Source organism: Luteibacter flocculans (assembly GCF_023612255.1).
Taxonomy (GTDB): domain Bacteria; phylum Pseudomonadota; class Gammaproteobacteria; order Xanthomonadales; family Rhodanobacteraceae; genus Luteibacter; species Luteibacter flocculans.
The window spans coordinates 3,139,555-3,152,334 of sequence record NZ_CP063231.1; the positions used below are offsets into that span (position 1 = coordinate 3,139,555).

Consider the following 12,780-nt stretch of genomic DNA (forward strand, 5'->3'; position numbering starts at 1 on the left):
GGTCGGGGAAAACGCCGGTTAGCTTAACGGATCGGCCGGGGTGCGGCGATAGAGGGCGTAGGCCACGTCCCCGGCATGCCCTTGGCGGTGCGGCAGCCATGTGTCGGGAAGTCGGAAGGCCGCCGTGCGCGGGGCTTCCACGTAGATCCATGCGCGGGGCGCCAGCCAGCCGCCCTCCTCCAGCGCCCGGGCCGCTTCCGCCCACGCGTCCAGGGCGAACGGCGGGTCGAGCAGCACGAGATCGAAGGGGCGGCCGGCAGCTCGCAGCCAGCGCGTCGCGTCGTCGCCGGCCACCTCGCCAGCCACCTTGAGCCGGGCAAGATTGGCCTTCAGCGCCGCGGCGAGGCGCGGCTCACGCTCCACGAAGGTCGCCGCCGACGCGCCGCGCGAGAGGGCCTCGATGCCCAACGCGCCGGTACCGGCGTAGAGATCGAGGCAACGAGCCCCTTCGACGACAGGCTGGAGCCAGTTGAACAAGGTCTCGCGGACCCGCTCCGGGGTAGGCCGGAGGCCCGGCATATCCGGTACCTCAAGCTTCGAGTTGCGCAGGGTTCCGCCAATGATGCGGATACGGCCGGGAGTATTCATCGCTCAGCGGCCAGTGAAGGCTGGGGTGGTAGCATGCGCCCATTGTCTTTGAATCCCCCGTGCAATGCTCAAGTTCTGGAAAAAGAAGACCACCGAGCCGGCGCCGGCCGAGTCCGCGGCCACCGACGAGCGGGCTGACCTGGTCGCCGATCCCGCGTCGTCCGCCGAGAGCGGCGTCGCCACCTCCGAAGCGCTGGCCGAGGCCGCTGCGCCGGAACCTCAGGTGCCCGACATCGACGCCGAGGTCGAGGCCTCCGTCGTGGTCGAAGCCGCCCGTGAAGCCGAACATGCCCCGGCAACGCCGGCACGACGTAGCTGGCGCGAACGTCTCTCGGGCAGCGGGTTCGCCAAGAGCCTTTCCGCGCTCTTCGTAAAGAATCCCCGGCTCGACGACGACCTCCTCGACGAACTGGAAACCGCGTTGATCACGGCCGATGTGGGCGTGGACGCCAGCACGCGACTCGTGGAAGACCTCCGCAAGCGCATGCACAAACGTGAGTTCGCCGACGCCGACGCATTGCTGAAGGCGCTGCGCAGCGAATTGGTGGCGCTGCTGAAGCCGGTCGAGACGCCGCTCGACGTCGCCACCGCCAGCCCCTTCGTGATCCTGACCGTCGGCATCAATGGCGTGGGCAAGACCACCACCATCGGCAAGCTGGCGCGCCGTTATGTCGATGAAGGCCGCAACGTCATCCTCGCCGCAGGCGACACGTTCCGCGCCGCCGCGGTGGAACAGTTGAAGACCTGGGGTGAGCGCAACAAGGTGCCCGTGGTCTCGCAAGGCCAGGACGCCGACTCCGCCAGTGTCATCTTCGATGCGCTGCAGGCGGCACGCTCGCGCGGCGCGCAGGTGCTGATCGCGGACACGGCAGGGCGCCTGCACACGCAGGGCGGCCTGATGGACGAGTTGGGCAAGATCGGCCGCGTGATGAAGAAACTCGATCCCAGCGCACCGCACGAGGTGCTGATGGTCATCGACGGCACGACCGGGCAGAACGCCATCAGCCAGGTGCGTCAGTTCCGCGAGACCGCAGGCGTTACCGGCCTGGTAGTCACCAAGCTCGACGGCACCGCAAAAGGCGGCGTGATGTTCGCCCTCGCCCGCGAATTCGGCCTGCCGATCCGCTACGTGGGGCTGGGTGAAACCGCCACCGATCTGCGTGTGTTCGACGCAGAGGCCTTCGTAGACGGCCTGCTCCCGGCGGCTCTCGGCGGTTGAGTGAACGGCATGGCGGAAAAGCCGCGGCCATGACCCGCCGACTGCGAATCGGGCTTTACATCGTCGGCGGCATCTTGGCGATGCTGATCCTGGCGATGTTCATCGCGATGTACGTGGTGCTGCAGCCCGCGCGCTTCACGGCGCTGCTGCAGTCGCGAGCGCGCGACGTCGGGCTCGAACTCACGCTTGCCAACCCGGCCAGCCCCACCGTCTGGCCCAAGCCGGCGCTGGAACTGGAAGGCATCACCTTGCGCAGCCGCGGTGTGGACACACCCATGCTCGTTGCAGCACGCGGCAAGCTCGTGCTGCCGTGGCACACGCTCATGGGCGGCGAAGCCCGCATTTCGCGGCTCGAGGTCGAAGGCGCGCGGATCGACGTCGATGCCGTATCGACGTATCTCGACACCCTGCCCTCGCGCCCATCGACGGCCGGCGCCATGCTGCCTACCGCGGACGCGGGTTTTCGCGTGACGCGAGGCACGCTCACCCGCGGCAATGCACTACTGCTCGCCAACGTGGACATCGATGCGGGACGTCTTGCGAACGGCCGTCCATTCACACTGGCCCTTTCCGCATCCACGCCGGACGGCATTCCCTACGCACTGGAACTTGCGACCACGCCATCGCTGGCGCAAGGCGTGCTGACGTTGAGCGATCTGACGGTCGGTTTGTCGAGCACGTCGCGGTTCGACGCGACGATGCGCGGCACCGCGACCTGGCGTGGCGCTGCCGACGTGGGCGGCACCTTGTCGGGAAAGATCACGCGCACGGCGGCGCCGCCGTATGACATCGTGCTCGCCGTGACGCCTGCCAACCAGCGCGATCCGTTGTATGTGGCACTGAAACTCGACGGCGACAACGACCATACCGATATCCGCATTCCGCCCATCGCTCTGGCCGATTGGTGGGCCGGTCTTCGCACCGGTGCGCCAATCACGCCGCCACCGCTGCTCGGCACGCTCGAAGCGAAGGCCGTAGACGTCGGCGCCGTGCATGCCACCGGGCTCCGCATCAAGGCTTCGCCGACCGAGCCCGTCAACGCATCCACGAGCGCCCTTCCCGCGACGGCCCACAGCGCGCCATGAATCGTTTCGCCGAAGAGCTGCTGCGCTGGTTCGACCACCACGGGCGCAAGGATCTGCCGTGGCAGCATCCGCGCGATGCGTATCGCGTGTGGCTGTCGGAGATCATGCTCCAGCAGACGCAGGTGATCACCGTCATCGGTTATTTCCAGCGTTTCGTGGAGCGCCTGCCGACGCTCGCCTCGCTCGCTGCAGCCGACGAAGACACCGTGCTCGCACTGTGGTCGGGGCTGGGCTATTACCGACGCGCGCGTTTCCTGCATCGCGCGGCGCAATTGTGCGTGGAACGGCATGACGGCGAACTGCCGCGCGACCTCGACGCGCTCATGGCCCTGCCCGGCATCGGCCGCTCCACGGCCGGAGCGATCCTTGCGCAGGCGTACGGCCTGCGCTTCCCGATCCTCGACGGCAACGTGAAGCGCGTGCTGACGCGATACCACGGCATCGCCGGGTTTCCGGGCGAAAGCGCGATCGAGAAGCGGCTATGGATTCACGCCGACGAACACACGCCCGCGGAACGCACGGCCGACTACACGCAGGCCATCATGGATCTGGGCGCCACCGTCTGCGTGCGCAGCAAGCCTGCGTGCCTGATCTGCCCACAGGCGGCGACGTGTGTCGCCCATCGCGACGGCCTCACCGCGGTGCTGCCCACGGCAAAGCCCGGAAAGAAGATTCCCACGCGATCGCTCGCGATGCTGCTCCTGCGCGATGCACAAGGTCGGGTGCTGCTGGAGAAACGCGGCCCGCAAGGCGTCTGGTCGGGGCTATGGAGCCTGCCGGAAGCCGCGGACGTCGAGGCCGCCGGTGGTGTGGCGTCTCGACTGGCCCGTGTACGCAACGCCGATCCGCTTCCCGCCTTCACCCACGTCTTCAGCCATTACCGGCTGGACGTCTCCCCCATCCTGTTCGACCATGCCACCCCGCTTACCGCTGTGGCGGACGGCGAAAGCCGGCGCTGGTGCGATCTCACGCAGATCGCTTCGCTTGGCCTGCCGGCACCGGTGCGCACGCTACTCGACAACCTTCCGGAGATCACCCCATGACGCGCATGGTTCACTGCGTGAAGCTCGGCCGCGAGGCCGAAGGACTCGACTTCGCTCCCTGGCCCGGCGACCTGGGCAGGCGCGTCTACGAGAACGTATCCAAAGAGGCGTGGGCCCAATGGCTGTCCCACCAGACCATGCTCATCAACGAGATGCGCCTCTCCCCGCTCGACCCGAAGACCCGCAGCTTTCTAAGCGGCGAAATGGAGAAATACTTCTTCGGCGGCGAGGTGGCCCAGCCCGCGGGCTACGTTCCACCCGATCCCAACGCTTGACGCCGACGCCGTCACCCGATTTAATACGCGGCTCCACTCGCCGCAACGCTCGTTGCAGGCACCCGTGGCTCGGTAGCTCAGTTGGTAGAGCAGGGGATTGAAAATCCCCGTGTCGGCGGTTCGATTCCGTCCCGAGCCACCATTATTCAAGTGATTTGGCCCGCCACCTTGGCGGGCTTTTTCTTTTGTGCTTCCCCCATGCCTCCTCCTCTTGGCGTTCGCTGCGGTCCGTCTCCGGTCGGGCGATAACGCTTAGAGGGCGTCGGGCACAAACTTCGCCAAGCATTGGTGCTTGGCTCGCTTACCCACTGGAATCAGCACGGCGGCCGTCACGTGGTAAGGCTTGCCGGTCTTTTGGTCCTGGGAGTCGACGAAGGTGCCCGCGTGATACTCGATATCGCACTGATCGTATTTGTCACAGACCGCCAGCTTTGTGCAGATGATTTTGCCATCCCGTTCGTAGATGTAATACGTGGCTTCCGAATAGGGGGGGCGTGGGTAGGCTTCGGTTCGGATGGTGACCGCGGGGACCTCCGCGGCGCAGGCCGAACCCGAAAGAGCCAATGCGGTAATCAGTAAGCGAGCAATCCAGGGGATGCGCAGGGTCATTCCAGTGGCCTTCCGTGAGGATGCACCGATGGTGCCGCATCCCCGTTTCGCCGCCAAGCCGGTCCAGGCTCGGCCGCAGCTACAAAGTACTCACCTAGCGTCGGAGGCATTGTCCAGGAGCCCCATGCCCTCCCGTAGTGCGGGGGGATGACGGACAGTCTGTGGTCTTATCTGCGATCGCTCAGACCTGCCGCGTCGCGCCGTCTTGCGTGTCCCAGCGGCCCGCCCACTAACCGCCAGGCGTCGGCGCCGGTGGCGGCGTGGGCGGTTGCGGTGCGACCGGCGGCGGGGGCGGCGTTTTGGGCGGCACAGGCGTGTATTGCGCAGACGCCATGCGCCAACCGTCGGGGCCCTTGACCACGCTCGCACCGAGGGTCAGGCGTCGCTGCATGCCTTTCATCGCGAAGACGACGGTGCCGGTGACGAATGCGCTGTTGCCGTGGGTACGTGTCTTGACGTCCTCGAACGAGGTTGGCGGCATCTCGCTCTTCTTGTCCGGCGCGTAGAAGCCGAGCACCGCATCGTGCTCGTCCACTTCGCCGCGCGGCGATACCTCGACGAACTGGGGCAGGAGGATCGCGCGGAGCGCGGGGACGTCGAAGTCGTGCTCTGCCTTCATGTAACGGGCGACCGCTGCCTCGGGAGTGCTTTCGGCGGCGCTGACCGTTCCGGCGGCGGAAAGGAGTGCGAGGGATAGCAGGGCCATTCTGGAGCGCGACATGGACATCTCTCGTGACCGAAGGTAGCCGGATCATCCGGCGCAGCCGATGCTTGCGCATGGCCCGTTCGTCACCCTGCCCCGTGCTACCGGCCACCACCTGCTGTGCCGGTGTCGATCACCACCGGAAGCACCCGACCGATCGATGGATCACGTGGCGCTGACCCGAGGCAACACCATCCAGCCACCCGAAAGGGTTTCCTTGAGCACTTCGACACGTCGCATCTGCCCCGTCACCGCCGAGGCTGACGAGAGTGCGAACTCGACCGCGCGACCTTCGGTGGGAAACAGATGCTTCGCGCCGCCGGGCAGTACCACACGCCAGACCCGTTCGTTCATGCCTGGGTAGAAGATGAAAATGCGAAACGGACGGCCTGCGTCGTTCATCGACGGCGCCTGCGTCGCAGTTCGGCTTTCACGTCCCACGAATGCTCCCCGACGTTCTTCACGGCACTTCGCAAGACGTTCTCACTCACGCCGAGAGCGCGCGTCCAGTAACGGATGTCCGAACGCAACGTGACATTCACTCGCGTCAGGTCGGTCGGCGCGGCGACAAAGATCTCTTCGTTCATGGCGCGGCCTCGTAGGAAGAAGCACCTGTACCACGAGCTTTGTTACGCGCACGTAACTTCGACGCGGACGCTCAGATGTTCACGTCCCTGCCCCGCGTCGCCTCGCACTGACGCAAGGCGCCATCCAGCACGGTGGCCTCATCCAATGCGCTCGCGGGTGGGGCCGACTCATGCAGCATGAGCGACAGGCGCGCTTCCATCGCGCGCACCAACTGCCCACGCGCGTCCTGCCCGCATGGCGTACGCGGCTTCCACAGGCTCAGCTCGCGGGTACGCAGTACCAGGCGATCGATATACGGACTCTGGTCTCGCGACGGTTGTTTTTCCGCATCGGCGAGCTGCGTTCGCCAGAGGTCCAACTCAGCGTGCAAATCGGCGGTGTCGGCGGCGAGTGCCTTGGCGTCCCTCTCCCTGGCGCGATGCGAGGCCGTGAATGCAAGCATCGCCGTCGTGGCGGAAGCGATGAACGCCACCGCTACGATGATCCACACCACCTTGCGTCCATTGGCCGGCTTGCCGGGCGAATCGTGATCCAAGTTCATGTCGCCTCCGGCGTCCGTCGATCGAGCCGTCTATTCTGCCTCAGCCGGGCCCCGCGGGCGGTTTTCCTGGGTGGACATGGCGTCGCGGGCGGTAACGTGTCACGACACGGGCGCACTGCTCTGGCTATAGTCGGCGTTCCCGTTCGGAAGGAAGCTCGTCCCCATGATTCGATTCCGTCACCTGGCCATCGCCGCTGCCCTGGCTATTTCCGCGACCTCGGTCGCCGCCAGCGAGTTGAAGGTGATGACGTTCAACGTCCGCACGATCACCGGCAACGACGGCCTCAACGACTGGAATCATCGACGCGACCTCTTCGCCGATACCATCCGGCAACTCCATCCCGACGTCATCGGCACGCAGGAACTGCACAAGCAACAAGGCGACGACACGGTGGCGGGGCTACCGGAATACACCTGGTTTGGCCGCGATCGTTTCGGCAAGCACACCGACGAGCACATGGGCATCTTCTACCGCAAGGACACGCTCAAGCTCGTCGAATCGGGTGATTTCTGGCTCTCCGACACGCCGGACAAGGTCGGCAGCATTACCTGGGGCAACCTCTTTCCGCGCATGGTGAACTGGGCGCTGTTCGAACGCATCTCCGATCACAAGCGCTTCTACCTGCTCGACACGCATTACCCGTACCGCGACAGCGATGAGGATGCCCGCTCGCGCAGCGCGCATGAAATGAACGAGTGGATCGCCAAGCTGCCGAAGGACGTGCCGGTCATCGTCACCGGCGACTTCAACACGGGACCGGACAGCGAATCGCACAAGACCCTGACGGCGACGCTCAAGGACGCGTGGGAAACCGCGCCGAAGCGCGAGGGCCCGGCCGAGACGTTCCACAACTTCACAGGCAACGCCACCAAGCGAATCGACTGGATTCTCTACCGCGGTGTATCGCCGACGTTCGTGCAGACCGTTACGACGTCGAAAGACGGACGCTATCCGTCGGATCATTTTCCGGTGTTCGCCGACTTCGACCTCTGAGGAATGGACGGCAGTGGAGCGGCTGCTTGCGCCGCCCCACCGCCGGCTTGCCTACGGCGCGTTGGACGTCGATGATGGCGACCATCCATCCCGGGGGATACACCATGCGCCGACTTCTCGCTGCTGCTTTTCTGGCCGTCACCGCCTTCTGTGCTCACGCGGCAACGCCGCCCGCAACCAGCGCCTCCTATTTCGACAACACCGGCCGCGACGATGTGCTGTCCGGCGGCCAGAAGTCGATCGTCATCGACACGCCCAAGGGCAAGTTCAAGGTCTGGACCAAGCGGGTCGGCAACAATCCGACCATCAAGGTACTTCTGCTGCATGGCGGCCCGGGGGCAACGCACGAATACTTCGAGGCGTTCGACAGCTACTTCCCCGGTGCGGGGATCGAGTATTACTACTACGACCAGCTCGGCTCGGCCTTCAGCGACAAGCCGACCGATCCGTCGCTCTGGGACATCCCACGCTTCGTGGACGAAGTGGAACAGGTGCGCCAGGCGCTGCACCTGGACAAGGACAACTTCTTTGTCCTCGGGCATTCCTGGGGCGGCGTGCTCGCAATCGAATACGCGCTGAAATATCCGCAGCACCTCAAGGGGCTGATCATCTCGAACATGATGGACAGCATTCCCGCGTACAACGAGTACGCCACCAAGGTGCTGATGCCTGCCATGGACCAGAAGAAACTGGCCGAGGTAAAGCGACTGGAAGCGGAGCACAAGACCGACGATCCGGCATACATGGCGATCCTCATGCCGATGCACTACGAAAAGCACATCCTGCGCATGCCGGCCGCGCAGTGGCCGGAGCCGGTGGAACGTGCCTTCGGTCACATCAACGAGCAGATCTATGTGTCGATGCAGGGCCCGAGCGAGTTGGGCGCCAGCGGCAAGCTCCTCCACTGGGATCGCAGCGAGGCCTTGAAGACGATCAAGGTTCCGACGCTGGTCATCGGGGCGCAGTACGACACGATGGACCCGAAATACATGGCCGCCATGGCGAAGAAGATGCCGGACGCGCGCTTCCTGCTGTGCCCCCAGGGCTCGCACCTTGCCATGTACGACGATCAGAAAACCTACTTCACGGGGCTGATCAAATTCCTGAAGGACGTGGACGCGGGCAAGCCGCTGAATTGACGTGCCGGATGGGCCCGGGCCCTTGTGGGAGCCGCCATGGCGACGAGAGCTTGCCGGTGGGAGCCAGCCTGCTGGCGATGGAGCTTGCCTCGCCGCTACACCGCTTCGTTGGCTTATCGCCACCAGGGTGGCTCCCACCGGTGCCTTGGCCTATCGCCGCGGGGTGAACCAGGTAAGTCTTCGCTCCTGAGACGCCTTTCTGGCAACATCGTTCGGTTATCGACGCGCAGTAGCGCGCCTGCCGGATGCACAAGCCCATGAATTTGCAAGCCAATTACGAACAGATCCCGCTCAAGGATTACGCCGAGCGGGCCTACCTCGACTACTCCATGTACGTGGTGCTGGACCGCGCCCTCCCCTTCGTGGGCGACGGACTGAAGCCCGTGCAGCGGCGCATCATCTACGCCATGAGCGAGCTGGCGCTGGGCGCCACCGCCAAGCCGAAGAAATCCGCGCGCACCATCGGCGACGTGATCGGCAAGTTCCATCCGCACGGCGACTCGGCCTGCTACGAGGCCATGGTCCTCATGGCTCAGCCGTTCTCCTATCGCTACCCGCTGGTGGACGGTCACGGCAACTTCGGTTCGCCGGACGATCCCAAGAGTTTCGCGGCCATGCGATATACCGAGTCGCGCCTCACGCCGATCGCGGAAGTGCTGCTCTCCGAACTGGGCCATGGCACCACCGATTGGGTACCCAACTTCGACGGCACGCTGGAAGAACCGTCCTGGTTGCCCGCGCGCGTGCCCCACGTCCTGTTGAATGGCTCGATGGGCATTGCCGTGGGTATGGCCACCGATATCCCGCCGCACAACCTGCGCGAGGTCGCCAGCGCCTGCATTCGCCTGCTCGACGATCCCGACGCCACGATCATCGACCTGTGCGAGCACGTGCATGGTCCGGACTACCCGACCACCGCCGAGATCATCACGCCGCGCAAGGAAATCGTGGCGATGTATCAAAACGGCATTGGGTCGATCCGCGCCCGCGCGGTCTACGAGCGTGACGACGGCAACATCGTCATCACAGCCCTGCCCCATCAGGTCTCGCCATCGAAGATCCTGGAGCAGATCGCTGCGCAGATGCGCGCGAAGAAGCTACCGATGCTGGAAGACCTGCGCGACGAGTCGGATCACGAGAATCCGATCCGACTCGTGCTCGTGCCGCGCTCCAATCGCGTCGACGTCGACGAGATGATGCAGCACCTCTTCGCCACCACCGACCTGGAGAAGAGTTTCCGCGTCAACCTCAACATGATCGGCCTCGACGGCCGGCCGCAGGTGAAGGACCTCAAGATGGTCCTCAGCGAGTGGCTGCGCTTCCGTACCGATACCGTTACGCGACGCCTCAACCACCGTCTCGGCCGTGTCGAGCGTCGACTGCACATGCTCGAAGCGCTGCGCATCGCCTACCTCAACATCGACGAGGTGATCCGCATCGTCCGTACCGAGGAAGAACCGAAGCCCGTGCTGATTGCGCGCTTCCGGCTCGACGAGGAACAGGCGGACTACATCCTCGAGACGAAGCTGCGCCAGTTGGCGCGGCTCGAGGAAATGAAGATCAACGAGGAACGCGACAAGCTCGAGGAAGAGCGTGCGCGGATCAATGTCCTGCTCAAGTCGCCAGCCAAGCTCAAGGGCCTTATCAAGGAAGAGCTGCGCAGCGACGCCGAGAAGTACGGCGACGAGCGTCGCTCGCCGCTGATCGAGCGCAGCGCCGCCCAGGCGCTCGACGAAAGCGCGCTGGTCGCTTCCGAACCGGTCACGGTCGTGCTGTCACAGAAGGGCTGGGTACGCGCCGGCAAGGGGCACGACATCGACGGCGAAGCGCTGTCCTACCGCGATGGTGACAGCCTGCTGGCCGTGGCCCGCGCGCGGACCACACAGCAGGTCGCGTTCATCGACTCCACCGGCCGTGCCTATGCCACCGCCGCGCATACGCTGCCGTCGGCACGCGGCAACGGCGAACCCTTGACCGGCCGCTTCAGCCCACCGGCTGGCGCCCGCTTCGATGCCGTGGTAGCCGCGGACAACGATACCCGCGTCATCCTGGCCACCGACTTCGGCTACGGCTTCGTGACGCGCTTCGAGGCACTCACCGGCCGACAGAAGGCGGGCAAGCAGATCATCACGCTGAGCGATGGCGCACGGGTACTGGCACCTGCGCTTACGGCCGATCCGTCGCGTGACCGCATCGTCGTGGTCACCGGCGAAGGCCATCTGCTGATGTTCTCGGTCGCGGAACTGCCGGAACTCGACAAGGGCAAGGGCAACAAGCTCATCGAGATCCCGAAGGCCAAGCTGGTCTCCGGTGAGGAACGCGTCGTCGGCATCGCCGTGGTCGCCGAGGGCAAGGGCGAGGTCACGCTTTATGCGGGGCAGCGTAAGCTCACGCTGAAATGGGCGGACCTTGTCGAATACGGCGGCAACCGCGCCACGCGCGGCGGTGTACTGCCGCGTGGCCTGCGTCGTGTGGAGCGCATCGAAACCACCGGTTGATGCGGTGGACTTCGGTGGGAGCCAGTCTGCTGGCGAAGGGAGCTTGCCGCGAGCACCCATCGCCAGCAGGCTGGCTCCCACCACGTTACAACCGAGTCACGTCCCACGACACCATTCGTCCGTCCTTGTACGGCATCACGCCATGGAAAGGCCGCGGGTCGGTGTCGAACACCAGCGGCAGGAAATGGCGATCGCCCTCCCACATCGGCAGGGCATCGAGGGCATCGAGCGCCACCCACTCCAGCGACCCCTCGGGATTCGATGCGAGGGGCGTACCCTCGAAGCGGGTGATGACGAAGATGAAGCCGAGCCAGTCCTCGCCCCGCTTGCCGAAACCCGGCCAGTTCAGCGTGCCGCGCAGGCGCATTTCCACACACTCGATGCCGGCCTCTTCCCTGATCTCCCGGCGCATGCACGACGCGACGTCCTCGCCTGGCTCCATTTTTCCGCCGAGGCCATTGTATTTGCCCAGGTGCTGATCGTCTTCGCGGGCGTTGCGGTGGATCATGAGGACGCGCTGGCCGTCCGGCGACAACACGTACCCGAGCGTGGCGACGATGGGGGTATAAGGCATGGCGAGGGAAGGCTTGGGGAAAAACGCTGGAGTTTACGCCTTGCGCCGCTCGCCCGCGTCATCGCCCTTGCACTGCCAGGCCCGTCCGGCGAACATCGTCCGATGCTCCCGCTCCCTTCGTCCCTCGCGCTTGGCGCATCCGCGCTGCGGTTTCTCGCTATCGGTTGCCTCGCGGCCCTTGCCGTCGGCTGCGCCGATCCGGCGGATGCCGTGGACGGGCGCGACGTCGTCTTCGACAGCCAGTCCTATTTCGTCGTCAACGTAGACACGCGTAACGAGGACATCGAACTGATCTGGCGCAACCCCGATACCGGCGAGCCCTTCGGTGGCATCGAAGCGCTGAAGACCTGGACGGCGGGCAAAGGGCGCCCTCTGGTCTTCGCGACCAACGCGGGCATCTACGACCGCGAGTTCAAGCCCCTCGGGCTTTACGTGGAGAACGGCAAGACGCTTGTGCCGCTGAATCTGGTGCATGGCAATCCGCGTTCGGGCAACTTCTCGTTGCTGCCCAATGGCGTGTTCGCCGTCTATGACGACGGCAGCGCGGAGGTCCGTAGCAGCGAAGCCTTTCGCGCGGCAGATCGCAAGCCGCGCTGGGCAACGCAGTCCGGGCCCATGCTGGTGATCGACGGGCAGATCAATCCCCAGTTCGACAACGGCTCGGACAGCATGAAATGGCGCAGTGGCGTCTGTGCTCGCACCTCGCACGACGTCGTCTTCGTGGTCAGCCGCGCGCCGGTCAATTTTCACAGTTTTGCGCGGCTGTTCCGCGACGAGATCGGCTGCCGGGACGCGTTGTTCCTCGACGGCACGATCTCGCAGGCATACACGCCGGACGACGGCTACGTTGGCGCACCCGTGTTCATGACCAAGCCTTACGCCGGCATCGTCGCGGTATTTCCGAAGCGGCGCTGATCGTCAGGC

Annotated in this window: 15 protein-coding genes and 1 tRNA gene; 9 read left to right on the forward strand and 7 right to left on the reverse strand. The window is 65.1% G+C overall.

All coding sequences use genetic code 11. From position 1 onward, the window contains the following. Nucleotides 1-18: 18 nt before the first annotated feature. Nucleotides 19-588 carry a 16S rRNA (guanine(966)-N(2))-methyltransferase RsmD gene (rsmD, locus tag IM816_RS13575; protein ID WP_250338477.1) on the reverse strand — a complete coding sequence of 190 codons (570 nt, stop codon included), beginning with the start codon at nucleotides 586-588 and terminating at the stop codon, nucleotides 19-21. Between the two features lie 64 nt (nucleotides 589-652). On the opposite strand from rsmD, the gene ftsY reads away from it, so the two are divergent. The 5 genes from ftsY (at nucleotide 653) to IM816_RS13600 (ending at nucleotide 4,352) form a co-directional block, all read left to right on the forward strand. Further along, complete coding sequence (ftsY, locus tag IM816_RS13580; RefSeq protein ID WP_250338478.1) at nucleotides 653-1,807, forward strand: signal recognition particle-docking protein FtsY; 1,155 nt, start codon at nucleotides 653-655, stop codon at nucleotides 1,805-1,807. A gap of 29 nt (nucleotides 1,808-1,836) precedes the next feature. After that, the gene (locus IM816_RS13585) at nucleotides 1,837-2,892 is read left to right on the forward strand and encodes an AsmA family protein (protein WP_250338479.1); all 1,056 of its coding nucleotides are present in this window, start codon (nucleotides 1,837-1,839) and stop codon (nucleotides 2,890-2,892) included. Beyond that, the gene (gene mutY / locus IM816_RS13590) at nucleotides 2,889-3,935 is read left to right on the forward strand and encodes an A/G-specific adenine glycosylase (RefSeq protein WP_250338480.1); all 1,047 of its coding nucleotides are present in this window, start codon (nucleotides 2,889-2,891) and stop codon (nucleotides 3,933-3,935) included. The genes IM816_RS13585 and mutY overlap by 4 nt, the downstream gene beginning before the upstream one ends. After that, nucleotides 3,932-4,210: an oxidative damage protection protein gene (locus tag IM816_RS13595; protein ID WP_250338481.1), complete on the forward strand. Its 279-nt coding sequence runs from the start codon at nucleotides 3,932-3,934 to the stop codon at nucleotides 4,208-4,210. Before mutY ends, IM816_RS13595 begins: the two co-directional genes overlap by 4 nt. A gap of 66 nt (nucleotides 4,211-4,276) precedes the next feature. Further along, nucleotides 4,277-4,352 (forward strand) — tRNA-Phe (locus IM816_RS13600). A 110-nt stretch (nucleotides 4,353-4,462) separates the two neighbouring features. Here the strand turns inward: IM816_RS13600 and IM816_RS13605 are convergent. The 5 genes from IM816_RS13605 to IM816_RS13625 form a co-directional block, all read right to left on the reverse strand. Next, complete coding sequence (locus IM816_RS13605; protein WP_250338482.1) at nucleotides 4,463-4,819, reverse strand: hypothetical protein; 357 nt, start codon at nucleotides 4,817-4,819, stop codon at nucleotides 4,463-4,465. A 229-nt stretch (nucleotides 4,820-5,048) separates the two neighbouring features. Next, on the reverse strand, nucleotides 5,049-5,540 hold the full coding sequence (locus IM816_RS13610; protein WP_250338483.1) for a nuclear transport factor 2 family protein: 492 nt from the start codon (nucleotides 5,538-5,540) through the stop codon (nucleotides 5,049-5,051). A 147-nt stretch (nucleotides 5,541-5,687) separates the two neighbouring features. Beyond that, nucleotides 5,688-5,924, reverse strand: coding sequence for a hypothetical protein (locus IM816_RS13615; RefSeq protein ID WP_072321752.1), 237 nt, complete (start codon nucleotides 5,922-5,924; stop codon nucleotides 5,688-5,690). Further along, nucleotides 5,921-6,109, reverse strand: coding sequence for a DUF3606 domain-containing protein (locus tag IM816_RS13620; RefSeq protein WP_250338484.1), 189 nt, complete (start codon nucleotides 6,107-6,109; stop codon nucleotides 5,921-5,923). Before IM816_RS13620 ends, IM816_RS13615 begins: the two co-directional genes overlap by 4 nt. A 71-nt stretch (nucleotides 6,110-6,180) precedes the next feature. After that, complete coding sequence (locus IM816_RS13625) at nucleotides 6,181-6,651, reverse strand: hypothetical protein (protein ID WP_250338485.1); 471 nt, start codon at nucleotides 6,649-6,651, stop codon at nucleotides 6,181-6,183. A gap of 163 nt (nucleotides 6,652-6,814) precedes the next feature. Here IM816_RS13625 and IM816_RS13630 point away from each other — a divergent pair, with 163 nt between their 5' ends. The 3 genes from IM816_RS13630 to parC all read left to right on the forward strand — a co-directional run bounded on the left by IM816_RS13630 (nucleotide 6,815) and on the right by parC (nucleotide 11,282). Further along, the gene (locus IM816_RS13630) at nucleotides 6,815-7,645 is read left to right on the forward strand and encodes an endonuclease/exonuclease/phosphatase family protein (protein ID WP_250338486.1); all 831 of its coding nucleotides are present in this window, start codon (nucleotides 6,815-6,817) and stop codon (nucleotides 7,643-7,645) included. Between the two features lie 104 nt (nucleotides 7,646-7,749). Next, nucleotides 7,750-8,784, forward strand: a complete 1,035-nt coding sequence (locus IM816_RS13635) for a proline iminopeptidase-family hydrolase (RefSeq protein WP_250338487.1) — start codon at nucleotides 7,750-7,752, stop codon at nucleotides 8,782-8,784. A 257-nt stretch (nucleotides 8,785-9,041) separates the two neighbouring features. Further along, nucleotides 9,042-11,282 (forward strand): DNA topoisomerase IV subunit A, encoded by a 2,241-nt coding sequence (gene parC, locus IM816_RS13640; RefSeq protein WP_250338488.1) that lies wholly within the window; start codon nucleotides 9,042-9,044, stop codon nucleotides 11,280-11,282. A gap of 85 nt (nucleotides 11,283-11,367) precedes the next feature. Here parC and IM816_RS13645 read toward each other — a convergent pair whose 3' ends face one another. Further along, on the reverse strand, nucleotides 11,368-11,856 hold the full coding sequence (locus IM816_RS13645; RefSeq protein WP_250338489.1) for an NUDIX hydrolase: 489 nt from the start codon (nucleotides 11,854-11,856) through the stop codon (nucleotides 11,368-11,370). A 102-nt stretch (nucleotides 11,857-11,958) separates the two neighbouring features. Here IM816_RS13645 and IM816_RS13650 point away from each other — a divergent pair, with 102 nt between their 5' ends. After that, complete coding sequence (locus IM816_RS13650; protein ID WP_250338490.1) at nucleotides 11,959-12,771, forward strand: phosphodiester glycosidase family protein; 813 nt, start codon at nucleotides 11,959-11,961, stop codon at nucleotides 12,769-12,771. Nucleotides 12,772-12,780 lie beyond the last annotated feature (9 nt).